The sequence below is a fragment of the Algibacter marinivivus genome (assembly GCF_003143755.1).
In the GTDB taxonomy this organism is placed as follows: domain Bacteria; phylum Bacteroidota; class Bacteroidia; order Flavobacteriales; family Flavobacteriaceae; genus Algibacter_B; species Algibacter_B marinivivus.
The window spans coordinates 16,835-41,753 of the sequence record NZ_QFRI01000002.1; the positions used below are offsets into that span (position 1 = coordinate 16,835).

The following is a 24,919-nucleotide window of genomic DNA, read 5'->3' on the forward strand; positions in this document are numbered from 1 at the left end:
AAATTAAAATATGACATTTGAAACCATAATAAGTATTTGCCTCGGCGTTGGTTTATCAGCATCCGTTGGCTTTAGAGTTTTTTTACCACTATTTGCTTTAAGCTTAGCATCTTATTTTGATGTTTGGCAATTAAACGAATCTTGGGAATGGATTGGTAGTACAGCAGCATTAATTACTTTAGGTGCAGCTACTATTGTTGAAATTTTTGCTTATTTCATTCCATATATTGATAATTTGTTAGATAGTATTGCTGTGCCACTTGCAGCATTAGCAGGAACAGCTATTATGTTATCTACTGTGGCAGATTTAAGCCCTGTTATAACATGGTCTTTAGCTATAATAGCTGGTGGAGGAACAGCGGCTGCAGTTGCTGGAACTTCAAGTGCAACACGTTTAACATCAACAGCTACAACTGGGGGAATAGCTAACCCTGTAGTTTCTAGTATTGAAACTGGCACTTCAGTAGTTATGTCTGTAGTTTCTATTTTTCTCCCCATTTTAGCTGTAGTTTTAGTCATTATTTTATTATTTATAATTTTTAGATTATATAAAAAGTTTAAACCATCTAAAGCGCAAAACCAATAATATTTGGCTATTTTTGAAATAGATTTAACCCAATAATAATTTACATTGTGAAAATAATTTCAATGATTCCTGCTCGATATGCAGCATCTCGTTTCCCTGGCAAACTCATGCAAGATCTAGGTGGTAAAACGGTGATTTTAAGGACTTATGAAGCCACTGTAGCTACAAAATTATTTGATGATGTTATTGTGGTTACTGATAGCAAGATTATTTATGATGAAATTGAAAGTAATGGAGGCAAAGTGATGATGAGTAAAAAAGAACATGACTGTGGAAGTGATAGAATAGCTGAAGCGGTTGAGTTTTTAGATGTCGATATTGTTATAAATGTGCAAGGTGATGAACCTTTCACTGATGCAATATCTTTAGCTAAACTTATTGATGTTTTTAAAGATGATGATAAAAAAAATATTGACTTAGCGTCATTGATGGTTCATATTACTGATGAAGATGAAATAAATAACCCTAATACAGTTAAAGTTGTTCTTGATCAATCAAACTTTGCCTTGTATTTTTCGCGAAGCCCGATTCCTTATCCTAGGGATAAAAATGCAGGAGCTAAATATTATAAGCACAAAGGTGTTTATGCTTTTAGAAAAGAGGCCATTTTAGATTTTTATCGTTTGCCAATGCAATCTTTAGAAGCTACCGAGAAGCTTGAACAATTAAGATATTTAGAATATGGAAAGCGCATAAGGATGGTAGAAACCGATGTGCAAGGTATAGAAATTGATACTCCCGAAGATTTAGAACGCGCAAAAAAAGTATGGAAATAAATTACCAAAACATCAAAGTTATAGGCTTTGATGCTGATGATACACTTTGGGTTAATGAAACTTATTTTAGAGAAGCAGAAACAGATTTTGCCAAACTCTTATCCAAATATGAAACTCCAAATAAAATAGACCAAGAACTTTTCAAAAAGGAAATTGATAATTTGCCCATATATGGCTATGGAATAAAGGCATTTACATTATCAATGGTAGAATCTGCTTTAGAATTATCAAATTATAATATCTCATCAAAAAATATTGAAGAGATTCTAAACATTGGCAAAGCCATGTTGAGTAAGCCTGTTGAATTGCTTGATGGTGTTGAAGAAGTTTTAAAATCTTTGTCAGGAAAGTATCGGTTAATTTTAGCAACAAAAGGAGATTTATTAGACCAAGAACGAAAGCTTGAGAAATCTGGATTAACCAATTATTTTCATCATATTGAAGTTTTAAGTGATAAAAAAGAAGAAAATTATTCAAAATTGCTAAGGCATTTAGATATTAACCCTTCTGAATTTTTAATGATAGGAAATTCATTAAAATCTGATGTTTTACCATTAGTAAATATTAAAGCGCATGCTATACATGTGCCTTTTCATACTACTTGGGCACATGAAGAAGTAACTGAAGAAGAGAAAAATGGGAAAGCTTATAAAACAATTAGTAGCTTAAAGGATGTATTAAAATTAATGACTTAATTAATGAATTGTTATATTTATCAAGTTAAGTTGTCTAAAATTATAAATAAAACGAATTATTATTTTATTAAAAATCTAATCTATTTAATAAGATTGAATTTAAAATAATGGTATTTTTACCGACTGTTAAAGAAAATATGTAGATGAGTTATAAAAACTTTCCAATGGTGCCAAAAGTTATTTTTGGCAGAGGTAGTTTCAATCAAATAAACGAAGTTTTAGCCCCTAAGCGGTTAAGCATTCATTCTCCTTTTATATTTTTAATTGACGATGTATTTAAAAACAATACATGGTTATTATCTAGAATATCATTGGCTTATGATGATAGAATCATTTTCATTTCAGCAAAAGAAGAGCCTAAAACGTCCCAAGTAGACACACTAGTAGAAGATATTATCTTAAAATCTAAAGAGCGCCCTTCTGGCATTATAGGTATTGGTGGAGGTACTTTATTAGATTTAGCAAAGGCAGTTTCAATTATGATTACAAATGAAGGTGAAGCTAAAGATTATCAAGGCTGGGACTTAGTGAAAAATGCAGCAATATATCATGTTGGAATCCCTACTATATCTGGAACTGGAGCGGAAGTGTCTAGAACTACTGTATTAACTGGACCTGAAAGAAAATTAGGAATAAATTCTGATTTCACCCCTTTTGACCAAGTATTTTTAGATTCTGAATTGACAAAAGATGTGCCGAATGACCAATGGTTTTATACAGGTATGGATTGTTATGTACATTGTATAGAATCTTTAACTGGAACATATCTTAATGCATTCAGTGAGACCTATGGAAATATGGCTCTCGACTTATGTAAGGAAATATTTTTAGAGGGTAACCTTTCTGAAGTTGATGCACAAGAAAAGCTTATGATGGCCTCATGGCATGGTGGTATGAGTATAGCATATTCACAAGTTGGAATTGCACACGCTATGAGTTATGGTTTATCTTATTTGCTTGGAACTAAGCATGGTATAGGAAATTGTATTGTTTTTGATCATTTAGAATCATATTACCCTGAAGGCGTTAAGCTATTCAAAAAAATGAAATCTAAACATAACATTTCTCTACCTCAAGGGCTTTGTGCAGATTTAAGTGATAGAGAATTTGATATTATGATTGATGTAGCAATGAGTCTTGAACCACTTTGGGAAAATGCTATTGGAAAAAACTGGAAAAAAACAATTACAAGAGAAAAATTGAAAGCATTATATCAAAAAATGTAATATGCAATGGCTAGCCAAATTTATATATTTTAAGATTTTAGGTTGGCAAATTTTCGGCAATACTTCTTTCTCTAAAGAAAACATAAAAAAAGCTATAATTATTGCTGCACCACATACCAGTTGGCACGATTTCTATATTGGTATATTACTACGTGCAGCTGTTGGTGTTAAAACAAACTTTATAGGTAAAAAAGAACTATTTGTATTTCCCTTAGGTTGGTTTTTTAGGGTTTTGGGAGGAGCTCCCATAAACAGGCATTCAAACGAAAACAAAGTTGATGCTATTGCTAAACTATTTGGAGAATATGACGAATTCAGAATGACGCTTGCTCCAGAAGGAACTAGAAAAAAGGTTGAATCATGGCGAACAGGTTTTTACTACATAGCTAAACAAGCTAATGTTCCAATTATAATGTTTACCCTGGATTTTGAAAACAAACAAAATAAAATCTCTGAGCCTTTTTATCCAACAGATGATGTTGATGCAGATTTTAAGTTTATGTATAATTTCTATAAAGGTGTAAAAGGTAAAATTCCAAAATACTCGTAGTTTTTAATTAATTTGTGACTTTGGCATACATATTGTTTCTTATAAATAGAAGCACATGAAACATAAAGTAAACAATTCATTGTTCCTAAAAAGAAACATGAGCTACCCCAAACAAAAAGCTACTTCATAATTGAAGTAGCTTTTTTGCTTTATAATACTTATCATTTATATTATTTAATCTCTTTAATAGCGTTATCAATTAAAGTTCTTAAATGTTGTTTATGTGCTCTAGAGGCAATATTTCCAGAAGGAGCAGCCATAGACCTTATGGCTTTCAAATTATACAATGCCATAGATTTTGCATTGTGTGTATAGCTTCCACTTTGTTTACTTGTTAACATATTAATCAACATATTGGTATATTCTAATTGAAGGTTTTGCCTGAATGAATTGACAGAACTATATATATCAGATTTGAAAATTGCACTATTTAAATCAGTCATAAAAATAGACAACTTGTATTTGTTTCCATATAACTCAGAATCTGTAATACGCTGTAATGTATTTGGATGCAAAATGTGATTCAAAACATTTTTCTGGTACCTTAATACTTGGCTATGAATTTTAGGATCCTCTTGAGTATAATCAAACCCTCTTCGTTGTCTTGCTAAATAGTTATATAAATCATTAGGCGCATCAAAAGCAGTTGGAGAAAACACATAGGTTTTTAATGCATTCATAGCTCTTTTTTGATCTTCAAAACTCACAGGTGTGTAGGGCTGAGTTTCTCCCTGCTGTCCTGCCATAGCTCTATCAACATAAACACCACCAATATATCTAGAAATAACATTTGCCGCATTTGCCTTTTGACCACTTAGTGTATAATATACGCGTCTCAATTCATGATATGATTCACCATTCTTTGTGAATTTATTTTTTACTTCTTTCATCAAGTCGTTAGAAAGCTCTATTCTGTTAATAGCATACCTAATTGGGTCACTAGATTGATCAAAAACCATGACTCTGGGGTCAATTGCTTTCCCAGGCGATCTCATATCATCTGCATCGTTACCAAATATATGCTCAGGTTTTGTAGATTCATTTAAAAGTGCTTGTCGTTCTTCTTCATTTTTAAATGGTTTATAACCTAATTGAATAGCCCAAACATCATAAGGACCAACCGTAACATCATCATATTGGCCTTGTTTAGTTCTATCATTTGTAACGTTAATAATGGCATAATCCATAATTGAAGCCGTTAAACATTTCCCTTTTATAAAATCAGCATCTGCTAATTGCTCTGGAGAGTATAATTGACTTGCTTTCATATTGTGGTTTAATCCCAAAGTATGACCAATTTCATGTATTATCACACCAGTTATAGCTTCTTTTTGTATGGTATTTAATTCTTCTTCAGAAGCTCCAAAAGCTAAAGCAGAAGTTTTTGCAAAGTGTAAATTCTCTAACATACCTTTAGCTAAATTACAGTTGTAATCATTTGCTGGGTTTTCATTTGCATTATTAAAATTGTTATATCCACTTGATGAATCATAAATTTTTGATTGAAAATCACTACCCGTAAACATAACATACTCCAGCATAATATCTGCCCCAATAATCTCACCTGTTCTTGGGTTTTTCATACTTGGTCCATAGCCTCCAAACGGTGGGCGAGGAGAAGCGGTCCATCGTAATACATTATACCTAATATCTCCAGCATCCCACTCAGCATCATCAGGTTGTTGTTTTACTACAATAGCATTTTTAAATCCGGCTTTTTCAAACGCCTTATTCCACTCTAAAACTGCATTCTTAATTGTTTCTCGCCACGCAATTGGTGTGGTGTTTTCCATCCACCATGTAATTGGTTTTACAGGTTCAGAGATTTCCGCATTCGGATCTTTCTTTTTTAAATGCCATCTTTGGATTAAATCCCTATACGGGGTAGAGCTTGAAACGGTTTTGTCATCAACTTTATTAGTAAAGTAACCAACACGAGGATCATCAAAACGCGGTTGATAATCATTTTCTGGTAATGCAATTAAATTATGTATTACTTTAATACTAACATTTCTGCCATCAGTCACAGCATTAGATCCATTGTTTAAAGTTGAAGATTTTGAATAGACGTATTCAGTTTTAATTTTTATATTACTTGGGTAATTATTTATGGCGTTAATTTTAGTTTTATTTTTATCAAGATTACCTAATTTAAAACTAGTAGGAGATGTCCCGGGTCTTGAGGAAGGTTTAATTTGTAAAAACGTTTCTTTTAAAAATAAATCGCCTGCTTTTATTAAATATAATTTTGTGTCTTTATCATACGCTTCTATTTTTAAGCTTGCCATAATACCTTGACTAATGTTTGCATCTTTAGCCTTTGAAATAGCATTATTAGGGTCAAAATAAAAAGATGTGTTTTGTGCAACAAATTCAATTTTATTGAAATATTTTTTTATTTTAAATATTTTTGAACCTCTGTAAGACCCTCTGTTAATCCTACCTGCATCCATAACGCCATCAGCAATTTGTGCAAAATGAATGTATTCTTTATTTAACTGGTCTTCAGAAACAACCATTTGTAAAGCACCTGTAATGGTATCTTGATAAATAGTAAATAAACCTTCAATTTTTTTACTGGACTTTGTTAAACTCTTAATGGTTTTTTTAGGAGCTTTCTTAGGTGTTTTTGCAACAATTTCTGTATTGCCTTTTTTGTTTTTCTTTTTCTTCTTTTGTGCATCAACGGATTGAGGCAATAAGAAAATTGCTGTAGCAAAAATTAGGAAGAAATACCTAACTTGGTTTTTTGATAATTTCATACGATTACTTAATTATTTATGGATATAAATCCTGCTATTTAAATTAGTCGCATAAATGTAGAAATAATTAAGTGTTTAGTTATCAAAAGAAAAGTTAAAATATTTTAGATGGGTTTAATTCTCTATCTTTATAACTTATGATAAAAGACACTAAAATTGCCGTATTGATTGATGGAGATAATATTCCTTCAAAATATATTTCTGAAATGATGGAAGAAATAACTAAATACGGAACACCAACAATAAAAAGAATTTACGGAGATTGGACAAAACCACATTTGTCTAAATGGAAAAATGTTCTATTAGAAAATGCCATCACACCAATACAGCAGTATGCTTATACTACTGGTAAGAATGCTACAGATTCAGCAATGATTATTGATGCTATGGATATTTTATATTCTGAAAAGGTTAATGGTTTTGCTTTAGCATCTTCAGATAGTGATTTTACAAAATTAGCTACTCGTTTACGCGAAGCAGGTATGGTTGTTTACGGCATGGGAGAGAAGAAGACTCCAGACCCCTTTATAGTGGCTTGTGATAAGTTTATTTATCTTGAAATTCTTAAAAAGGATTCTAGTAAGCCAGAAGATGGTACTCAAAAAGCTAAAAAGAATTTATATAATATTACGCCAAAGGTTATTAAATTACTAAGAAACTCTGTTGATGATGCTGCCGATGATGATGGGTGGGCTTTTCTTGGAGATGTAGGCTCATTAATTTTAAAGAAGCAACCTAATTTTGATTCTAGAAATTTTGGTTTTGCTAAATTAACTCCATTATTTAAATCGCTTCAACAATTTGAAATGGAACAACGCGACCAAACTAATGGGCGTTTTAAATTAATTTACGTTAAAAACAAATAACATGGTTTAATTTTTGTGGTGTTCTGAATTTTCATAATGCTCTCTAATTAAATCCCTTCCAAAATCACCATTAAAATCTCTCCATACTGTATGTATATGGTTAGCTTTGTTTTGTGTGTTATCAAACTCTATTAAGAAAGTATCTCCTTGTATTCTATAATAGTGACCTTCTGATAGATTAGTAGATCCAGCCCAACCAAAATAAACATCATCAAACTCAGCTATTTTTATTGCCCTGAATCGTTCTTTTGCTAAACTTTTAGGTATAGTCAATAAGTATTCTTCTATTAATTTTACTAGAATAGTTTGTTGTTTTTTATTTAATAGTTTAGCCTGTATTCCAACAGGGTTTAATTTTTGTACTCTTGATTGATTTTGAGTAACAATTTCTTGAAACGATATTGCTTGAAAGATTGATTGTTTCTTTTGTTCATCAGTCATTGAGTTAATTAATTTAAAAGCTAAATCTTCCTCCTTGTTTAAAACACGTTCTCCTTTACGCTTTCCATTTTTAACCATTCCTGGATTTGCACCTAAAAATCTTGGAGAAAAAGATATTTTATCTTCTGAAATCGTAAAATTTAACGATATATGATGTCCTTCAAAAGACCAACTCCATAATTTATCTTTTTTGGGATTTCCATAAATTGCTATGTAATATTTTAATGGATCTCTGTAAATAGGATCCCCACTAATTTCTGCAAGTATATTTTCTAAACTAATTATAGATTGGGTTTTAGCGTATCCTACTTCACTTAAATAATTTTTAAGAAAATTTATAGCTAATGCATTTTGTTCTTTGCTTAATTCTAGAAGTGCTATTCCTTCTCGTGGAAATGAAACAGCTGGTAAAAAATGCCAAGTTTCTCTATTTTTGTCATCAAAAGATAAATTTGCTTTTTTACGCTGATCTTCATTTAGAGACAATAGAAAATCACTTGCAGTAATGGATTGCGCATTTGAAAGAGCTGAAACAATAAGAATCAGTATTAATAATCTTTTCATAACTCTAGCTTTAATAAAAGTTAAAGTACAAAAAAAGAGGACTAAGTCCTCTTTTTTTGTACTAGGTTACTTATGGTTATTCAGTAGTTTCTTCCATTGTGTGATAAACGTTTTGTACATCATCATCTTCTTCAAGCTTTTCAAGGAGTTTTTCAACATCTTCTGCCTGTTCTGGAGTTAATGATTTTGTCACTTGAGGAATACGTTCAAATCCAGAAGATAAGATTTCAATTTCTCTTTTTTCAAGTTCTGCTTGAATGGCTCCAAAGCTTTCAAAAGGAGCGTAGATTAAAATACCATCTTCATCTGCAAAAACTTCCTCAGCACCAAAATCTATAAACTCTAATTCAATTTCTTCTGGGTCTAAACCTTTAGCATTTATTCTGAAATTACAAGTATGGTCAAACATAAAAACTACCGAACCTGAGGTTCCTAAACTACCATCGCATTTATTGAAATAACTTCTAACATTGGCTACAGTTCTTGTATTATTATCAGTTGCTGTTTCAACTAGGACAGCAATACCATGTTGTGCGTAGCCTTCAAAAATAACTTCTTTATAATCGCCTTGTCCTTTCTCGCTGGCTTTTTTAATAGCACGCTCTACATTATCCTTGGGCATGTTTACAGATTTTGCATTCTGTATAACAGCACGTAAACGCGAATTACTATCTGGATCTGGACCACCTTCTTTCACGGCCATTACAATATCTTTACCAATACGAGTAAAGGCTTTACTCATTGCAGACCAACGTTTCATTTTTCTTGCTTTTCTAAACTCAAAAGCTCTTCCCATAATTATCTTATTTCTTAATGAATCTCAAATTTAAAATTGAACAAATTTAATAAATCTATTATTCCTTTGGAATATGTTTTGCCAAAAACCTTTCATTAGCACCATTCAATTTATTAAATAGAACAGTACGTTTTTTGTTTAATTCTGTATTTGTTTTATTATAATCTTTTACACCTTTATTAAGCAATTTAACCTGCTCATTATAGTTGTCTATTTGTTTTTTAGTACGTTTTCTTTCTGGCGTTTTATCTAAAGTGTTTTTTATAGTTGCAAAATTTTCATTTAAAAGTAAAAAATCAATAAGCTTTGGTACTTTATTTTCAGCTTCATCTTTATAAAATTCAAAAAAGTCTTTAGTTATATATATTATAGATTTATCTCCTTTGTAAGTTTTAAGTGTTGATAGTTTTTCAAGGCCAGCGTTTGCTGTTTCACTTAATGCATTTGCGCTTTGTTCAATAGTCCCAATGTCTGATTTCTCCATTGCCTTCAATAAATATACTTCATTAATATATACTTTAAAATAGGTTAAATACATTTCATTATAATGTTTAAAAACTTCATTAGAAATTTTCATTTTCTTACCTAAATCTGTATCACTTTCAATAATATTTATGTTATGTTTTTTTGCATAAGCATGGAAATCTATTTCATACTGTTGTTGGGCTTCTTCCATTTTTTTATCTGCTAACTCTTGTGCTAACATATAGGCTTCCATTAAATCGTATGATTGTTCTGCAACTTCTTTCATATCTATAATTTTCGCATAGTCATGGTTAAGTAAATTCAAATTAAAATCCAATTGTTTTAGCACTTTGTTTTTATAATCATCACCATCAAAACCGTTAGCTTTTTGGATTTTTAAAATGGCTCGTTGCACAGTTTTAATTAAAACGCTACGTTTCCCTCTTATGGTTCTGTCTTTTTTACTATGCGCTACAGCTTTGGTGTAAGACCACATACTTTTGGATATTGCAGTATGCTCTTTACCAACAAAATTTAAATATTCAGAAGCATTTTTAAAGCTTTGTGCGTTACAAATCATGAAAGCACTTAATAGTAATATGGTAATTTTAATTTTCATGCGTATTTTTTTGTTTTAAATTAATAAAATCCATCATTATTTGATGTGTTTCTTGAAGTGTTATATCTTTTTTTAAATCCTCCAAAATTGAGTTATTATTTTCCAAAGCAACTTCATCATATTGAATAATTTCCTCAGTAGATGTTGTGTTTGCAAATTTCAATTCTTTTAAATTTTGGTTAGTATCATTATTAAACCATTCCCAAAGTTTTTTATAACCATCAACATCATTGTAAATATTGTCTAGAGTTAATGGGTATTGCTTTTTTTTATGAATATAATTTTTTAGTAATTCGATGTTCATTTTTGAAACACTCTTAAAGGTTTCACTTGCCTTAATTCGGTTATTACTTAATAGTTTTAAATTATCCAAATTATATTTTTTTCGAGGAATATATTTAATGCTAGGAGAGATAGAATCATTGTTAAGTGCAAAACTTGAATAACTTTCTTGTGTTTTAAAATTATCATACATCGATGGTATAGCAATATCTGGAATAACACCAATTGATTGATGGCTTTTACCTGTAGGCCTATAAAATTTTTCTACTGTAAGCTTAACAAAACCTAAATCTCTTTCTTTGTCCAAAGGGAAAAGAATCTGTGCACTAGATTTACCATGAGTTGGTGTGCCTACAATTATTGCTCTGTTATAATCTTGCATTACAGAAGCAAAAAGTTCTGAGGCTGATGCACTAAACGCATTGACTAAAACAACTACTGGTTTAACAAATACAGATCCTCTTTTAAAGTCCTTTATAGTATACATTTCTCCATTACTATATTTAATAATAGACACAGGTCCTCTATCTATAAACATACCTGCCAAATCTGAGGCTTCCTTCATTGAACCACCACCATTAAATCTTAAATCTATAATTAAACCTTGAATTTTTTCTTTTTTGAGCTTGTAAATTTCTTTGGCAAAATCATTTGCCATTCCTAGGCCATTAGGTAATTCTAAGTCTGTATAAAAGCTTGGAATTTTTACATACCCAATGGTGCTATTACTTTTTATTAAATAACCTCTTATACTGTTTGTTTCAATTTCAACATTTTTTTTTGTTAACTCTATATCCAAAACTAACCCATTAGATTTTTTTATTTTGAAGATTATAGTTGGTATGGTTTCATCATTTAAATAAGCTAAAATATCTTCATTAGATACACAATAAGTTTCTAGGGTACTTGCATCATGTTTTAAAGACTTAATAATATCATTAACTTCTAAATCTTTATTTCTAGAAGCTGGACTACCTGGAGCTATTTGGGCTATTACAATATCTCCATTGTCATTTTTAGTAGTGGTAATACCAAATGTGAACTGACTATTGGCAACATAAGTTTCAAACTGAACTTTGTTAGATGTATTGAGGTATATAGAATTTGGGTCTTGATAATTTAAAAAAGCGTTAAAGAAAGATTCTTTAACAAATTGATCTATACCGCCATTTTGATTTATAAGTTCATCAAGTAAACATAATTCGTTTTGAATAATTAGAGGCTTTACAGACTCTTCCAAATCTTTAAAATTTATTTTTATATGTTCTAATATTGAATCGTTTTCTATAAGTTTTGTAATAATATTATATCGTATTCTTTTACTCCAATATTTTTTAGCCGAATCAATACTTCCGAAATAAGAATAATTTAAATCAGCATCAAAATATAAAGTGTCTAAACCTGAATAGTCTAAAGTTTTATTTTTTAATTCTGAAATATATGTTTTAGAAAGTTCTATTCTTTTTTTAAGTTTATCTGTGTATAAATTTATAAACTCACAATTATTAGTATTTATATAATCATCAAATTTATAAATATCAGCCTTAAATAGTTTGATATCAGTCTTATTAAAAAGCCTTTTATTTTCATCTAAACTATTAATGAATAATTCATAGACACTTTTAGATAAGCTGTCATTGATTGGTTTTGGAGCATAATGGGATTCTTCAACTAGTGTTTTTAAGTGTGCTAATTGTTCACAAAATATATCATTTTGAGATAATGCATTGAGGCTTAATAAGAATAATAAAAGGAAATAGTATTTTTTGAGCATTCACTAATTTTCAAGAACAACTAAAGTAAGAAAAATATATTGTTATTCTTCTGGCTCGACAATATTTTCAATAGCTTCAGCTAATTTAAAATCTTTATTTGTAACACCTCCTTTATCATGTGTTGATAATGAAATGGTAAGTACATTGTAAATATTTCTCCAATCAGGATGATGATTTAGAGCTTCGCATTCAAAAGCTATTCTACTCATGGCACCAAAGCAGTCTTTAAAGTTTTCAAATTCAAATTCTGCATGAATTGCATTATCGTAATATTCCCAATCAGGAAATCGAAGTAATTTTTTCTCAATGTCTTCTTCTGAAAGTTTACTCATAATAGTCAAATATTGATATACAGACAATTTAATAAATTATAATTTCAAATCCGCAAGAATATCTTCGCTTTTAATTTGAAGATGCTTTGGTAGTTTATTAAATTTTGATAAAACTGCTAAATATCTATCATCGTTTGTAGTATAAACACGCTTATAAATAGGTGTATTCTTAAGCTCTAACGAACTTATTATCTCTTTTATAAAATCTTCATGGTGTACTAAATCATTACTTCCTAAGTGAAAGATTCCGCATTTATTTCTATTAATAATGTAATGAATTTGCTGTGTAATTTTTGAGTCTGTTGTTACATTTATTATCAAATTAGGAAACACTTCAATGGGTGCTTTTGCTTTTATAAATTGAATAATTTCTTGTACTCTTGGAGATTGCGAACCAAATACCATTGGTAACCTTAAGATAGTTACTTGTTTTTTAGGTAAACGCAATAACATATTTTCAATTTTTATTTTGAAATGCCCATAAACGCTATTACTATATGTTTTGTCTTGTTCGTAGCTAGGGTATTTAATATAAGCATCAAAAACATTTGCGGAAGACAGAAATATGATTTTTATTTTATTATGAAAGACATATTCTGTTAAATGCTGATGCAATAAAACTTGCTTTGAAAAATCGCCTCGTAATGTTGAAATAATAATGGAGGGCTTAACAATATCTAAAATTTCATAAATATCATCTTCTTCAATATTATATTGAAAAAAATGATTATTCTTCTCGTAGGCTTTATTTGAAATGTTATAAGTTCCGTAAGTTTTAAAATAAGAGCAGAGTTCTTTATAAATAGCGCCGCCTAAAAAGCCACTGGCGCCAATAATTAATATTCTATGTTTACTTGTTGTCATCCCCGTCTTTTTCATCTTCTAAACAAAAACAAGCTATATTAACCTTTATAAAAAGGCAACTTAACAACTGTGGCAGGTACTGCTTTTTTACGTATTTGAATATTTATTTTACTATTTACATCTGTAAAAACAGGAGGTACGTAACCTAAACCAATACCCTTACCAAGCGAGGGACTCATAGTTCCTGAGGTTACTACACCTATAGTTTTTCCGCTTCCATCAACAATATCATAACCGTGTCTAGGAATACCACGCTCATCCAATTCAAAAGCGATTAGTTTGCGTTCTGGTCCACGTTCTTTTTCGGCTTTTAAAGCTTCAGAATTTGTAAAACCTTTTGTGAATTTTGTTATCCAACCTAATCCAGCTTCAATAGGAGAAGTGGTATCATCAATATCATTTCCATATAAACAGTAACCCATTTCTAATCGTAGTGTGTCACGGGCTGCAAGTCCAATTGGTTTAATACCAAAATCTTCACCAGCTTCAAGAACTTTATCCCATATTTGTTTCACCTCAGAGTTTTTACAATAAATTTCAAAGCCACCACTACCTGTGTAACCTGTCGCAGAAATAATTACATGTTCTATCCCAGCAAAATCTCCAACTACAAAATTATAAAACTTAATTACTGATAAATCATGACTAGTAATACTTTGCATAGCTTCAATAGCTTTTGGGCCTTGAATAGCCAATAAAGAATAGTCTTCGCTTAAATTACGCATAGTAGCACCAAAATCGTTTTTAGAACTTATCCAATTCCAATCTTTTTCAATGTTACTAGCGTTAACAACCAATAAATATCTTTCCGCTTTAATTTTATAAATAATTAAATCATCAACAATACCATCATCATCATTTGGCAAACAACTGTATTGTGCTTTTCCGATAGTTAATTTTGAAGCATCATTACTGGATACTTTCTGAATTAATTCAAGTGCATGCTCGCCTTCAATTAAAAACTCACCCATGTGAGATACATCAAAAACACCAACAGCATTCCTAACGGTTTCATGTTCTATGTTTACACCTTCATATTGTACTGGCATATTATAACCAGCAAAAGGCACCATTTTTGCACCAAGTGCTTCGTGAGTTTCAGATAAGGCAGTGTTTTTCATTTACAAGAATGCTTTTAAATTTCGATTAAAGCAAATGTATAGAAAATTAGTATTAACTTTTAGTTAAAGATTTTTAAGATTTTAAAAAAGTAAATTTTGATAGGTTATAAAGACAGTTTTAAAAAAGTAAACCCAATAGTAATCTAAATTTTAACAAGCTTTTTAACGAAAATATTATTACTGTCTGAATTTGAAATAAAATAAACACCACTTTTCAAACTTGAAATATCAATAATTCTTTTTGATGTTGTATAGTTTATTTCTCGAACTGTTATACCGTGAATATTTTTTAAAAGCAATTTTCCGTTTACTAACAAATTATCTATATGAATTTCATCCCTTGATGGGTTAGGATAAACTTTTAACGTATTTACTTTATCGAATTTGTTAATAGATAAGCTAGCGCAAGATGATTCGCTATTATTAAGATTGAATGCTGTACTATCACTAACATCTGTTCTACGTAGTACCATTTTATCCATAAAAAAGAAACTCGATCTAGCATCTACAATTACAGAGTAATTACCGGCTGTATTAAAAGTTGCCCATATAAATCTAAAAGAATCTCCATCATTTGTATTTGTTACAAAGCCCCAGCGTTGTTCTACTGGAAGATTTACGGGGTGTCTATTCATGAAAGCTTTAAAGTACCCATTAGTACTAGAACCCACTGGACAATTCCTATCTGCATTACTATTACAATTTGGTTTTGGTTCAACAGCTAAGGCAGATGTGGCACTACTTTGTTTTGTGGCATAAAAATCATCTGCTACTATACGCAACCATGCATCATTATGTTCTCCGCCAGAAGTACCTGTGCCAATTCGCCCGCGCCATGCAAGTCTGTATGTGCCAGGGTTATTTATTTTTATGTTATAAGTTATGGGAGCACCGGTTAAAGCATTAAAAGATTGTGGTCCATCCCAATAAATATAATTAATAGTTGATCCTGATAAATTTGGGTCAGCTTCACTACCAGTTTGCCAATTGGTACCTGTTGGCAAGTTACCTGATTCCATTTCAATAGTTAGTAATCCATTTTGCTCTTCAAATGGTAAGGTTCCGTCACATGTGGCTGTTTGAGCTAATAATTGTATACAAACAGTTGAGAATGCTAACAGGAATATTACTTGCAAAGTATTTTTTTTCATTGCTATCAATTTATACGCTTGCAATGTCTAAAAATTAATATGTAAAACCGTCATGAGGTGTCCTGCTTTAAGGTTCAATTTGTTAGTCTTTTAATAAGAAGTTTTTTAAATCATTATAAGTAGAAATAATAACTGACTTTTTTTCTTTACCTATAACCGATTTGATTTGTTCTGGCAAAGACTGTTTTTCTTTAATAACCTCTTCAACAACATCTAAAAATTTAGTTGGATGTGCCGTTTCTAAAAACACACAATGTGCATTCGGGTTTTCTTTTAAATGAGATTTACAACCTAAATAACCAACAGCTCCGTGTGGGTCAGCCACATAATTATAGTTGTTATAAATTTCTAACATAGCCTCACGAGTTTCATCATCAGAAAAACTATAAGAAGATAAGTTTCCTTTTAAAGTATCAAATTGATTTTTATAAATTTCTTGAATACGAATAAAGTTACTAGGTGCACCAACATCCATAGCATTTGAAATGGTTTGAACTGATGGTTTTGGTTCGTATAGCTGAGAAATCAAATAACGTGTTACTACATTATTAGCGTTATTTGAAGCCACAAAATGTTTAATAGGCAAACCTAGTTTTTGAGCCATCATACCTGCACAAATATTCCCAAAATTTCCACTTGGCACAGAGAAAACTATATCATCATACTTTTTATGTAACTGCTTGTAAGCAAACATAAAGTAGAATAATTGTGGCAACCAACGTGCCACATTTATAGAGTTTGCAGAAGTTAATTGCATGGTGCTAGTTAAACTCTCGTCTAAAAAAGCGGTTTTAACCATGGCTTGACAATCGTCAAAAGTACCATTAACTTCTAAGGCTTTTATATTCTGCCCTAGAGTAGTTAGTTGCATTTCTTGAATATCGCTCACCTTTCCACTTGGGTAAAGAATAACAACATTTACACCTTTTACACCTAAGAAACCATTTGCTACAGCACCTCCTGTATCTCCAGACGTGGCTACTAAAACAGTAACTTTATTAGTATTATCTTTATTGAAATAACCTAAACAACGTGCCATAAAACGTGCACCAACATCTTTAAAAGCCATAGTTGGCCCATGAAATAATTCCAAAGTTGAGATGTTATCGTTTAGCTTCACCACAGGAAAATCAAAAGACAAGGTTTCTTCAACAATCGTTTTTAAAATAGCTTCAGGAATTTCTGGAGAAACAAATTGTTTAATAGCTTCAAAGGCAATTTCTGAATAGGATAAATTATCAAAATTATCCCAAAACGATTTAGGTAATGGTGTAATACTTTCTGGAAAGTACAAACCTTTATCTGGTGCTAATCCTTTTATAACAGCATCTTTGAAAGATGTGTTTGGTGCTTTATGGTTTAGTGAATAGTAATTCATTTTTTAATCTATAATTTGTACACCTTGAGTGTTAATTTTTGAAACATGTATATCAAATTTAATTCCTGAATTTAAATATATACTTTGCATAGCTTCTTTAACATTGTTTGCAGTTTCTTGCCCTTTACTTAATGAAAATATAGAAGGTCCTGAACCAGATATTCCAGCACCTAAAGCTCCTGCGCCTAAAACAGCTTGCTTAACATCATTAAAATGTGGAATTAATTGACTTCTATGTGGTTCTACAATAACATCTTTTAACGAATCGCTTATAAGATTATAATCGTTTGTATGTAATGCATGAACCAAACTCCCAAGATTTGCCCATTGTTCTATAGCATCACTTAAAGCCACTTCTTTAGGTAATACAGCTCTAGACTCTGAAGTCTTGATTTCTATCTGTGGGTGGATAATAGTTGCATATAAGTCATCTGGAGAAGGAATTTCTAAAATTTTTAAAGGTGAAACACTTTTTACTAAAGTAAAACCTCCAAAAAGGGCAGGAGCGAGGTTATCAGCATGTTCGCATTTACTTGCTAAAGCTTCACCTTTTATAGCGAATTCTGTAAGTTGTGTTTTATTGAATGGTTTTCCTAAAAGTTCATTCATCCCAAACACACTTCCAACTGCACTTGCAGCACTACTTCCTATACCACTTCCTGGTTTGATGTTCTTATAAATTTCAATTTCAAAACCAAAATCAAGATCAAGTGTTTCATACATGGCTAGGGCAGAAACACCAGCAACGTTTAATTTAGCTTCATATGGCAAATCAAAATTTTCAATCTTAGTAAGATAAATTCCTTTTTTATCAGTTTTCCTTATTACCATCTCATCACCAACACTGTCTAAGCAAAAACCTAAAACATCAAATCCGCAAGATACATTGGCTACGGTTGCTGGAGAAAATATTTTTATTTCGTTCATCATTTAATCATTTCCAAGTCTAATAATATCCGCAAATAAACCTGAGGCAGTAACATCTGCACCAGCACCAGCACCTTTAATAATCATAGGCTGTTTAGGATAACGCTTAGTATAAAACATTACGATATTATCACTTCCTTCTAAGTTATAAAATGGATGTCCTTCTGGTATTTCCTGTAAACTAACACTTGCTTTTCCATTATCAAATTTTGCTACATATTTTAATTGACAATTGTTGGCTTTCGCTGAAGCATATAAACTTTGATAATGTGCTTCATCTTCAATTAAAGTATTATAAAAATCATCAACGGTATCACTTTTTAATCCAGATTCCGATAAAAACGATGCGTTTTCAATGTCTTCTAAATTCATTTCAACACCACTTTCTCTAGCGAGGATTAATATTTTTCGGGCCACATCAACACCGCTTAAATCTATCCTTGGGTCAGGTTCAGTATACCCTTCAACTCCTGCTTGTTTTACAACATCATGAAACTTAGTTTTATCTGTGAAATTATTAAAAACAAAATTTAAACTTCCAGATAATACTGCTTGAATAGAGTTTACTTTATCACCAGAAGCAATCAAATTACTCAATGTATCAATAACTGGTAATCCTGCACCAACATTGGTTTCAAATAAATAGGGAGCATTATATTTTAATGATAATCGTTTTAATTCTTTATAGTTGTTATAATCACTTGAACAAGCAATTTTATTACAAGCCACTATAGCAATACTCTCTCTTAAGTATTGAGGATATAAGTTTGCTACATCAGCATTGGCCGTTACATCAACAAAAATGCTATTACGCAAATTTAATGCTTTTGCATTTTCAAAGAAACCTTGTAGTGATGCTTTTTCGCCATTAGATAATTGCGTTTTCCAATCTTTTAAATTTAGCCCAGAATCATCAAAAATCATTTTCCTAGAATTAGACAAACCAACAACACGAAGATTAATTTTTAAGTTTTCTTTTAAATATTTCTTCTGTTGTTTTATTTGTTCAACTAAACGCTCTCCAACATTTCCAACTCCAGTAATAAATACATTAAGTTGTTTTGTTTTAGCTTCAAAAAATTGTTCATGCAATGTGTTAAGTGCTTTCTTTACATCTTTTTCATCTATTACAGCAGTTATGTTTTTCTCTGATGCTCCTTGGGCAATGGCTCTAATATTAATATTGTTTCTTCCCAAGGTGCTGAACATTTTACCACTAATGCCTTGGTGATTTTTCATACTATCTCCAACAAGAGCAATAATAGATAAGCCTTTTTCTATAATGATAGGTTCTATTTTGCCTAAAGCAATTTCATTTTCAAAAGTAGCATCAATGGCATCTTTGGCATTTTTAGATTCTTTATCTTCAATTCCTAAGCAGATAGAATGCTCTGAAGATGCTTGAGTTATCATTATAACATTTATTTTTTCTTGTGATAAGGTTTCAAATAAACGTTTGGAAAACCCAGGAATTCCAACCATTCCACTGCCTTCAAGTGTCAATAAAGCAATGTTATTTATATTACTAATACCTTTAACTGGACTTGTGGATTTTATGTTTTCGTTAGAAATCACCGTACCAACAGCATCTGGTTCTAAAGTATTTTTAATGTGAATAGGAATTCCTAAGCTAAGTACAGGCTGTACAGTTGGAGGATATAATACTTTTGCACCAAAATGTGATAACTCCATAGCTTCTTGATATGAAATTTTATTGATGGGATAAGCTTGTTTTACCAATTTAGGATTGGTAGTAAACATTCCACTAACATCTGTCCATATTTCCAATTGATCAACATTTAAGGCTGCGGCAATAATAGCTGCTGTAAAGTCTGAGCCTCCACGACCAAGTGTAGTTTGTTCGCCAGCTTTGGAACTCGCTACAAAACCTGGCAAAATGGTAATGTTTTGAGGAACTGAGTTAAAATAATCTGTTATGTTTTTGTTTGTAATTTTATAGTCAACCTCAGCTTTTGTATAATTTGAGTTGGTAATAACTAATTCTTGAGAATTCTTCCTATCTGCCGATAAACCTCTATTTTTCATAGTGCCAGCAATTATGAAAGATGACAACCTTTCACCATAACTCACTAATTTATCAGACGTTTTTGGAGATAATTCATTGATTAGAAATATACCTTCCAATAAGTTTTTTAAACTGTTGTGCCTTTCTTCAGCATACTCTAAAATGGAATTATTATTCTCAGGATTTAGCTCTTTTATAATACTATAGTGCTTTTCTTTGATGAAATTAAACGTTTCAACAAAGCTTCTATCTTTATTTTGAGCTTGTTTTCCAGCTAATAATAATTTGTCTGTAATTCCACCAACAGCTGAAACTACACATGCTATGGAATCGTCTTTCCCATAATTTTCTAAAATATTGATGACGTTATTTATGTTTTTTGAAGAACCTACAGAAGTTCCTCCGAATTTTAAAACTTTCATGTTTTAATATCTTGTAAATTAAAAATAATGCTTGAAATGTTGTAATTTTTTAAAATTACAAAAATAGTCTGCGGAATATATATAACTAATAACCCCAAAGGGTTGTAGTATTTGTAGTTGTACCAAAAATAGACGCATTTCCTTTTAATAAAAAAGAAACAGTTGTAAATGTATTTTGGTTTAATTGAATCATTATAGTTATATAATACACACCAAAAGTATTACTTTTAGCCTTATAAAAAAACTAAAACATTTTTTTTGCAATATTCTTATCTTGATTCAAGATTCGTTTAAAAAAAACGACTATTTGTAATGAGAAATGAAAAATCTATAATTAATTATAAATGAAAGTATTTTCTAAAGAACAGATTTACGAAGGTGACAAGCTAACCGCAGAGCGTCAGCAAATTTCTTCAACCGATTTGATGGAGCGTGCAGGTACTCAAATTTTTAATTGGATGCATATGCGCATGCAAGGTGCTCAAGTGCCCATTCATGTGTTTTGTGGTATTGGTAATAATGGTGGAGATGGATTAGTTTTGGCGCGCCATTTAATTACACATGGATATAATGTTAACACATTTATAATCAATTGTAGTGATAAGCGTTCTAAAGATTTTTTAATTAATTATGACCGAATAAAAAACGTTACTAAAAAGTGGCCTGTACTTTTAAGTTGTGCTGAGGAATTTCCTGAAATAAACCCTGAAGACATTATTGTTGATGCCGTTTTTGGAATTGGTTTAAATAGACCTGTTGATGAATGGGTAAAGAAATTATTTATGCATTTTAGAGCAAGTAAAGCTTTTACTTTAGCTATTGATATTCCTTCAGGTTTATATACAAATAAGGCTGTTGCGAATGAAGACGAAGTAGTTTGGGCAGGTTTTACATTGAGTTTTGCATCTCCAAAATTAGTGTTTTTTCTACCCGAAACAGCTAAATATACTGTTCAATGGGAGGTTTTAGATATTGGACTAGATCAAGAGTTTTTATTTGCTACTGAAACTGAAGTAGAATTAATTGGTAAACATGAAGTATTACCAAACTACATCCCAAGAGAAAAGTTTTCACATAAAGGGCAATTTGGACACACACTAATTGTTGGCGGTAGCTATGGTAAAATAGGAGCTGTAACTTTAGCCAGTAGAGCTGCATTATCTGCTGGTGCAGGGTTAGTTTCTGCTTATGTTCCAAAATGCGGATATCATGCTTTACAAGCTTCATTTCCTGAAGCTATGGTGATTACTGATGCAGATGAAGAGAAGATTACTTCTATTACTTTTGATACAGAACCAACAGTTGTGACTTTTGGAATTGGTGCAGGAATAGATTCTAAAACAATAAGTGCTTTTGAAGCCTTTTTGAAGACAAATAAAGTGCCGTTGGTTATTGATGCAGATGGTATAAACATGCTTGCTAAAAAGAAAACATTATTAAAACTATTACCAGAAGCCACCATTTTAACGCCTCATCCAAAAGAGTTAGAGCGTTTAATTGGAACTTGGAAAGATGATTTTGATAAACTAGAAAAAATTAAAGCCTTCTCTAAAAAACATAAATTAATTATATTAGTTAAAGGTGCAAATTCTATTACTATTTTTGGAGATAAGCTTTATGTGAATACAACAGGAAATCCTGGATTATCTACTGCTGGAAGTGGTGATGTTTTAACAGGTATTATTACTGGCTTAATCTCTCAAGGTTACCATCCATTAACTGCAACAATTTTTGGTGTTTATTTACATGGTAAATCTGCAGACATTGCTGTTGGAGATTTTGGATACCAAAGTTTAATTGCTAGCCATGTTATTGATTATTTAGGAGAGGCTTTTTTAGATTTGTTTAAACAACCAGAACAACCTCAGTCTCCACAAGAAGAAGAAAATCAGCAATAAAAAAGCCGCTAATTGCGGCTTTTTTTAATTAACTTTTAATTATAATTAAATACTTTGTTCATCAAAGAGTTTAATTAATTCTTTGCTAGAAGGTCTTGGAGCGTTTGAATCAACAATATTACCCTTAGAATCAATTAAAATGAATCTTGGAATACCTTGAATTTGATATTCTTTTACAAAATCAGAATTCCAATCATTATCTGCAAATAATTGTACACCACCAAGTTCTTTTTCATTAACCATAGTTTTCCATTTTTCATGATCAGCAACTCTATCTATCGAAATACTTACAAACTCAATGTTTTTACCATGGTATTTTTCTTCAACTTCTTTTAAGAATGGAATCTCACGTTTACATGGTCCACACCAAGTTGCCCAAACATCAACATATACATATTTTCCTTTTAAATCATCAAGAGACGTTTTTCCTCCTGCATAATTTTCATAACCAACAAACTTAGGAGAAGGACTTCCTTTTGCTAACGCCATAAGTTTATTGTATTTTTCGTTTATAATTCCATTGTTCTTTTCGTTCGTTGAATTAGCTTTAAAGCTGTTATAAAATGCAGTAACATCTTCAGAATAGGTCATATTATAATTTGCAAAATCAAATAATAATGTATTCTTAATTGTCTCGCTATCTATAGCGCTAGCAGTTTTTAGGAATGCCATATCGTTAGCAATTGAATCTTTTTCAGCTAATTTATTTGCTATATTAGTATAGTGATCATTTACTAGCCCTTTATAGTTGTTTGAAAATTCAAAATCTTCAATATTAGAATAATCTAATTCTCTTACTTCTTTCAAGAAATCTTCAGAAACTTTAAAACCCTCATTTTTAGTAAAATATTTATGAGCTCTCTCATATGTATTTAATTTACTTAAGTATCCATAATTAAGATTTCTCTTTTCTTTAGCTATAAAATCAGCTGATAATCCTTCAAAATTAGATAATAACTCCTCTTGAGAATTTTTAAATGCTGTTATCTTTTCTTTATATGCAGACTCATCTAATGAAAAGACTTCTTTGTTTTGTTTTGAAAGTTCTTTTTCTCCTTTTCGCTTAGCTACTAAATAATTATTTACTTCAGAACCAATGCCTGTGATAGCTATAGTATTATCAAAATCTTTAGCATCATAAGTTATGTTTAAAGTATAACCAGGCTCTATATTAAGGAAAATAGGATTTTTACCATCATAAAGCACATAAGATTTAATATCTGTACTTAAAGTATCGATAAAAGATCCATCATTAGTTACTTCTAATGTTTCTTTAAAAGATCTATCATCACTATTGATAGTTAAATCTCCTTCTTGCTTATTTGTGATTTTTCCTGTAATTATAGCATAATCAGGTTTTACTTCATCTTTGCAAGCAAATAAAGCTATTGCTAAAGCAATACATAATAGTTTTTTCATTTTTACAATTGTTTAAGTATCAAAAATAGCGAATTGAAAGGCTTTTTTCTTTGTTTTGATAAATTATTAACATTTTTCAGCAATTGAACAAACAAAATAGGTGCTTCTTAAACTTTTTGCTATTTTGCAAATAAATGTTTATGCTCATGAAAATTAGAATATTTAAAATAGCATGCTTATTATCTATTATTCTCATTACGGGTTGTAGTAAAGAAAATAGTAATAATGAAATAAATAATGAACCAGAGGTTGAAAATAATCTAATTTTCTCAGACGAATTTGATAGCAGTAATACTATAGATACAAGTAAATGGAAACATGAAGTTGTTCCGCCAAATAATGGGAGTTGGTGGAATGGAGAAAAGCAGCATTATACTAGTCGAACAGATAATTCGTACATATCAAATGGCACCTTGAAAATTGTAGCTAAAAAAGAAACTTATTCTTTTCAAAATTCAACAAAAAATTACACTTCTGCGCGTATAAATTCAAAATTTTCATTTACCTATGGGCGCGTAGATGTAAGAGCAAAACTTCCCTCAGGAATTGGAACATGGCCAGCAATTTGGATGTTAGGTTCCAATATAACAAGTGTTGGTTGGCCTGCTTGCGGTGAAATTGATATTATGGAACATTGGGGCCATCAACCAGCAATTATTACTAGTGCTACGCATAACCCAGCTTGTCATGGTGGTTGCCCAAATGTTGGTGTTGGAAAAACTACAATATCAGATTATGATACAGCTTTTCATGTATATTCAATAATATGGAATGAAAATGAAATACAATTTTTAATTGATGATGATTTAAAATATACTTACAATCCAGAAGTTAAAAATGCTGATAATTGGCCATATACAAAAAATCAGTTTTTAATATTAAATGTTGCAATGGGAGGTGAATGGTTTACTATTGACCCCAATTTTGAAGAATCAATTATGGAAATAGATTATGTTAGAGTCTATAAAATCTAAAAAC

At 30.8% G+C, this 24,919-nt stretch carries 21 protein-coding genes; 8 read left to right on the top strand and 13 right to left on the bottom strand.

Annotation, left to right across the window (positions count from 1 at the left end):
• Positions 1-10 precede the first annotated feature (10 nt).
• From DIS18_RS08470 to DIS18_RS08490, 5 genes are all read left to right on the top strand, one after another.
• Positions 11-586 carry a DUF4126 domain-containing protein gene (locus DIS18_RS08470; RefSeq protein ID WP_109352648.1) on the top strand — a complete coding sequence of 192 codons (576 nt, stop codon included), beginning with the start codon at positions 11-13 and terminating at the stop codon, positions 584-586.
• A 62-nt stretch (positions 587-648) separates the two neighbouring features.
• The gene (gene kdsB, locus DIS18_RS08475) at positions 649-1,362 is read left to right on the top strand and encodes a 3-deoxy-manno-octulosonate cytidylyltransferase (protein ID WP_181364039.1); all 714 of its coding nucleotides are present in this window, start codon (positions 649-651) and stop codon (positions 1,360-1,362) included.
• The gene (locus DIS18_RS08480) at positions 1,353-2,057 is read left to right on the top strand and encodes an HAD family hydrolase (RefSeq protein ID WP_109352650.1); all 705 of its coding nucleotides are present in this window, start codon (positions 1,353-1,355) and stop codon (positions 2,055-2,057) included. The genes kdsB and DIS18_RS08480 overlap by 10 nt, the downstream gene beginning before the upstream one ends.
• Before the next feature lie 143 nt (positions 2,058-2,200).
• A complete protein-coding gene (locus DIS18_RS08485) occupies positions 2,201-3,283 on the top strand; it encodes an iron-containing alcohol dehydrogenase family protein (protein WP_109352651.1) in 1,083 nt (360 codons plus the stop codon).
• A gap of 1 nt (position 3,284) precedes the next feature.
• Positions 3,285-3,833 carry a 1-acyl-sn-glycerol-3-phosphate acyltransferase gene (locus tag DIS18_RS08490; RefSeq protein WP_109352652.1) on the top strand — a complete coding sequence of 183 codons (549 nt, stop codon included), beginning with the start codon at positions 3,285-3,287 and terminating at the stop codon, positions 3,831-3,833.
• A gap of 170 nt (positions 3,834-4,003) precedes the next feature.
• Here DIS18_RS08490 and DIS18_RS08495 read toward each other — a convergent pair whose 3' ends face one another.
• On the bottom strand, positions 4,004-6,595 hold the full coding sequence (locus tag DIS18_RS08495) for a zinc-dependent metalloprotease (protein ID WP_109352653.1): 2,592 nt from the start codon (positions 6,593-6,595) through the stop codon (positions 4,004-4,006).
• 137 nt (positions 6,596-6,732) lie between these two features.
• Here DIS18_RS08495 and DIS18_RS08500 point away from each other — a divergent pair, with 137 nt between their 5' ends.
• On the top strand, positions 6,733-7,461 hold the full coding sequence (locus tag DIS18_RS08500) for an NYN domain-containing protein (protein WP_109352654.1): 729 nt from the start codon (positions 6,733-6,735) through the stop codon (positions 7,459-7,461).
• A 6-nt stretch (positions 7,462-7,467) separates the two neighbouring features.
• Here DIS18_RS08500 and DIS18_RS08505 read toward each other — a convergent pair whose 3' ends face one another.
• The 11 genes from DIS18_RS08505 to thrA form a co-directional block, all read right to left on the bottom strand.
• Positions 7,468-8,466 carry a DUF3500 domain-containing protein gene (locus tag DIS18_RS08505; RefSeq protein WP_109352655.1) on the bottom strand — a complete coding sequence of 333 codons (999 nt, stop codon included), beginning with the start codon at positions 8,464-8,466 and terminating at the stop codon, positions 7,468-7,470.
• Between the two features lie 76 nt (positions 8,467-8,542).
• On the bottom strand, positions 8,543-9,262 hold the full coding sequence (locus tag DIS18_RS08510) for a YebC/PmpR family DNA-binding transcriptional regulator (RefSeq protein WP_109352656.1): 720 nt from the start codon (positions 9,260-9,262) through the stop codon (positions 8,543-8,545).
• Positions 9,263-9,320: 58 nt separating this feature from the next.
• Entirely contained in the window at positions 9,321-10,346 is a 1,026-nt protein-coding gene (locus tag DIS18_RS08515) for a hypothetical protein (RefSeq protein ID WP_109352657.1), read from the bottom strand.
• On the bottom strand, positions 10,336-12,402 hold the full coding sequence (locus DIS18_RS08520; RefSeq protein ID WP_109352658.1) for a carboxy terminal-processing peptidase: 2,067 nt from the start codon (positions 12,400-12,402) through the stop codon (positions 10,336-10,338). Before DIS18_RS08520 ends, DIS18_RS08515 begins: the two co-directional genes overlap by 11 nt.
• 42 nt (positions 12,403-12,444) lie before the next feature.
• Complete coding sequence (locus DIS18_RS08525) at positions 12,445-12,735, bottom strand: 4a-hydroxytetrahydrobiopterin dehydratase (protein WP_109352659.1); 291 nt, start codon at positions 12,733-12,735, stop codon at positions 12,445-12,447.
• Between the two features lie 36 nt (positions 12,736-12,771).
• Positions 12,772-13,614 carry a sugar nucleotide-binding protein gene (locus DIS18_RS08530; protein ID WP_109352660.1) on the bottom strand — a complete coding sequence of 281 codons (843 nt, stop codon included), beginning with the start codon at positions 13,612-13,614 and terminating at the stop codon, positions 12,772-12,774.
• A gap of 23 nt (positions 13,615-13,637) precedes the next feature.
• A complete protein-coding gene (gene gcvT, locus DIS18_RS08535) occupies positions 13,638-14,720 on the bottom strand; it encodes a glycine cleavage system aminomethyltransferase GcvT (protein WP_109352661.1) in 1,083 nt (360 codons plus the stop codon).
• A 143-nt stretch (positions 14,721-14,863) separates the two neighbouring features.
• The gene (locus tag DIS18_RS08540) at positions 14,864-15,871 is read right to left on the bottom strand and encodes a T9SS type A sorting domain-containing protein (protein ID WP_109352662.1); all 1,008 of its coding nucleotides are present in this window, start codon (positions 15,869-15,871) and stop codon (positions 14,864-14,866) included.
• A gap of 82 nt (positions 15,872-15,953) precedes the next feature.
• Positions 15,954-17,249 carry a threonine synthase gene (thrC, locus tag DIS18_RS08545; RefSeq protein ID WP_109352663.1) on the bottom strand — a complete coding sequence of 432 codons (1,296 nt, stop codon included), beginning with the start codon at positions 17,247-17,249 and terminating at the stop codon, positions 15,954-15,956.
• A 3-nt stretch (positions 17,250-17,252) separates the two neighbouring features.
• Positions 17,253-18,176, bottom strand: a complete 924-nt coding sequence (locus DIS18_RS08550; protein ID WP_181364017.1) for a homoserine kinase — start codon at positions 18,174-18,176, stop codon at positions 17,253-17,255.
• Between the two features lie 3 nt (positions 18,177-18,179).
• On the bottom strand, positions 18,180-20,624 hold the full coding sequence (thrA, locus tag DIS18_RS08555; RefSeq protein ID WP_109352665.1) for a bifunctional aspartate kinase/homoserine dehydrogenase I: 2,445 nt from the start codon (positions 20,622-20,624) through the stop codon (positions 18,180-18,182).
• 344 nt (positions 20,625-20,968) lie between these two features.
• On the opposite strand from thrA, the gene DIS18_RS08560 reads away from it, so the two are divergent.
• Entirely contained in the window at positions 20,969-22,522 is a 1,554-nt protein-coding gene (locus DIS18_RS08560; protein WP_109352666.1) for an NAD(P)H-hydrate dehydratase, read from the top strand.
• A gap of 45 nt (positions 22,523-22,567) precedes the next feature.
• Here DIS18_RS08560 and DIS18_RS08565 read toward each other — a convergent pair whose 3' ends face one another.
• Complete coding sequence (locus DIS18_RS08565; protein ID WP_109352667.1) at positions 22,568-23,941, bottom strand: TlpA family protein disulfide reductase; 1,374 nt, start codon at positions 23,939-23,941, stop codon at positions 22,568-22,570.
• A 146-nt stretch (positions 23,942-24,087) separates the two neighbouring features.
• Here DIS18_RS08565 and DIS18_RS08570 point away from each other — a divergent pair, with 146 nt between their 5' ends.
• Positions 24,088-24,915 carry a glycoside hydrolase family 16 protein gene (locus tag DIS18_RS08570; protein ID WP_181364018.1) on the top strand — a complete coding sequence of 276 codons (828 nt, stop codon included), beginning with the start codon at positions 24,088-24,090 and terminating at the stop codon, positions 24,913-24,915.
• The last annotated feature ends 4 nt before the right edge of the window (positions 24,916-24,919 follow it).

Bases quoted from the DNA above. Each gene is read 5' to 3' on its own strand.
- DIS18_RS08470 (WP_109352648.1), top strand. From the start codon at position 11: ATGACATTTGAAACCATAATAAGTATTTGCCTCGGCGTTGGTTTATCA.
- kdsB (WP_181364039.1), top strand. From the start codon at position 649: ATGATTCCTGCTCGATATGCAGCATCTCGTTTCCCTGGCAAACTCATG.
- DIS18_RS08480 (WP_109352650.1), top strand. From the start codon at position 1,353: ATGGAAATAAATTACCAAAACATCAAAGTTATAGGCTTTGATGCTGAT.
- DIS18_RS08485 (WP_109352651.1), top strand. From the start codon at position 2,201: ATGAGTTATAAAAACTTTCCAATGGTGCCAAAAGTTATTTTTGGCAGA.
- DIS18_RS08490 (WP_109352652.1), top strand. From the start codon at position 3,285: ATGCAATGGCTAGCCAAATTTATATATTTTAAGATTTTAGGTTGGCAA.
- DIS18_RS08495 (WP_109352653.1), bottom strand. From the start codon at position 6,595: ATGAAATTATCAAAAAACCAAGTTAGGTATTTCTTCCTAATTTTTGCT.
- DIS18_RS08500 (WP_109352654.1), top strand. From the start codon at position 6,733: ATGATAAAAGACACTAAAATTGCCGTATTGATTGATGGAGATAATATT.
- DIS18_RS08505 (WP_109352655.1), bottom strand. From the start codon at position 8,466: ATGAAAAGATTATTAATACTGATTCTTATTGTTTCAGCTCTTTCAAAT.
- DIS18_RS08510 (WP_109352656.1), bottom strand. From the start codon at position 9,262: ATGGGAAGAGCTTTTGAGTTTAGAAAAGCAAGAAAAATGAAACGTTGG.
- DIS18_RS08515 (WP_109352657.1), bottom strand. From the start codon at position 10,346: ATGAAAATTAAAATTACCATATTACTATTAAGTGCTTTCATGATTTGT.
- DIS18_RS08520 (WP_109352658.1), bottom strand. From the start codon at position 12,402: ATGCTCAAAAAATACTATTTCCTTTTATTATTCTTATTAAGCCTCAAT.
- DIS18_RS08525 (WP_109352659.1), bottom strand. From the start codon at position 12,735: ATGAGTAAACTTTCAGAAGAAGACATTGAGAAAAAATTACTTCGATTT.
- DIS18_RS08530 (WP_109352660.1), bottom strand. From the start codon at position 13,614: ATGAAAAAGACGGGGATGACAACAAGTAAACATAGAATATTAATTATT.
- gcvT (WP_109352661.1), bottom strand. From the start codon at position 14,720: ATGAAAAACACTGCCTTATCTGAAACTCACGAAGCACTTGGTGCAAAA.
- DIS18_RS08540 (WP_109352662.1), bottom strand. From the start codon at position 15,871: ATGAAAAAAAATACTTTGCAAGTAATATTCCTGTTAGCATTCTCAACT.
- thrC (WP_109352663.1), bottom strand. From the start codon at position 17,249: ATGAATTACTATTCACTAAACCATAAAGCACCAAACACATCTTTCAAA.
- DIS18_RS08550 (WP_181364017.1), bottom strand. From the start codon at position 18,176: ATGAACGAAATAAAAATATTTTCTCCAGCAACCGTAGCCAATGTATCT.
- thrA (WP_109352665.1), bottom strand. From the start codon at position 20,624: ATGAAAGTTTTAAAATTCGGAGGAACTTCTGTAGGTTCTTCAAAAAAC.
- DIS18_RS08560 (WP_109352666.1), top strand. From the start codon at position 20,969: ATGAAAGTATTTTCTAAAGAACAGATTTACGAAGGTGACAAGCTAACC.
- DIS18_RS08565 (WP_109352667.1), bottom strand. From the start codon at position 23,941: ATGAAAAAACTATTATGTATTGCTTTAGCAATAGCTTTATTTGCTTGC.
- DIS18_RS08570 (WP_181364018.1), top strand. From the start codon at position 24,088: ATGAAAATTAGAATATTTAAAATAGCATGCTTATTATCTATTATTCTC.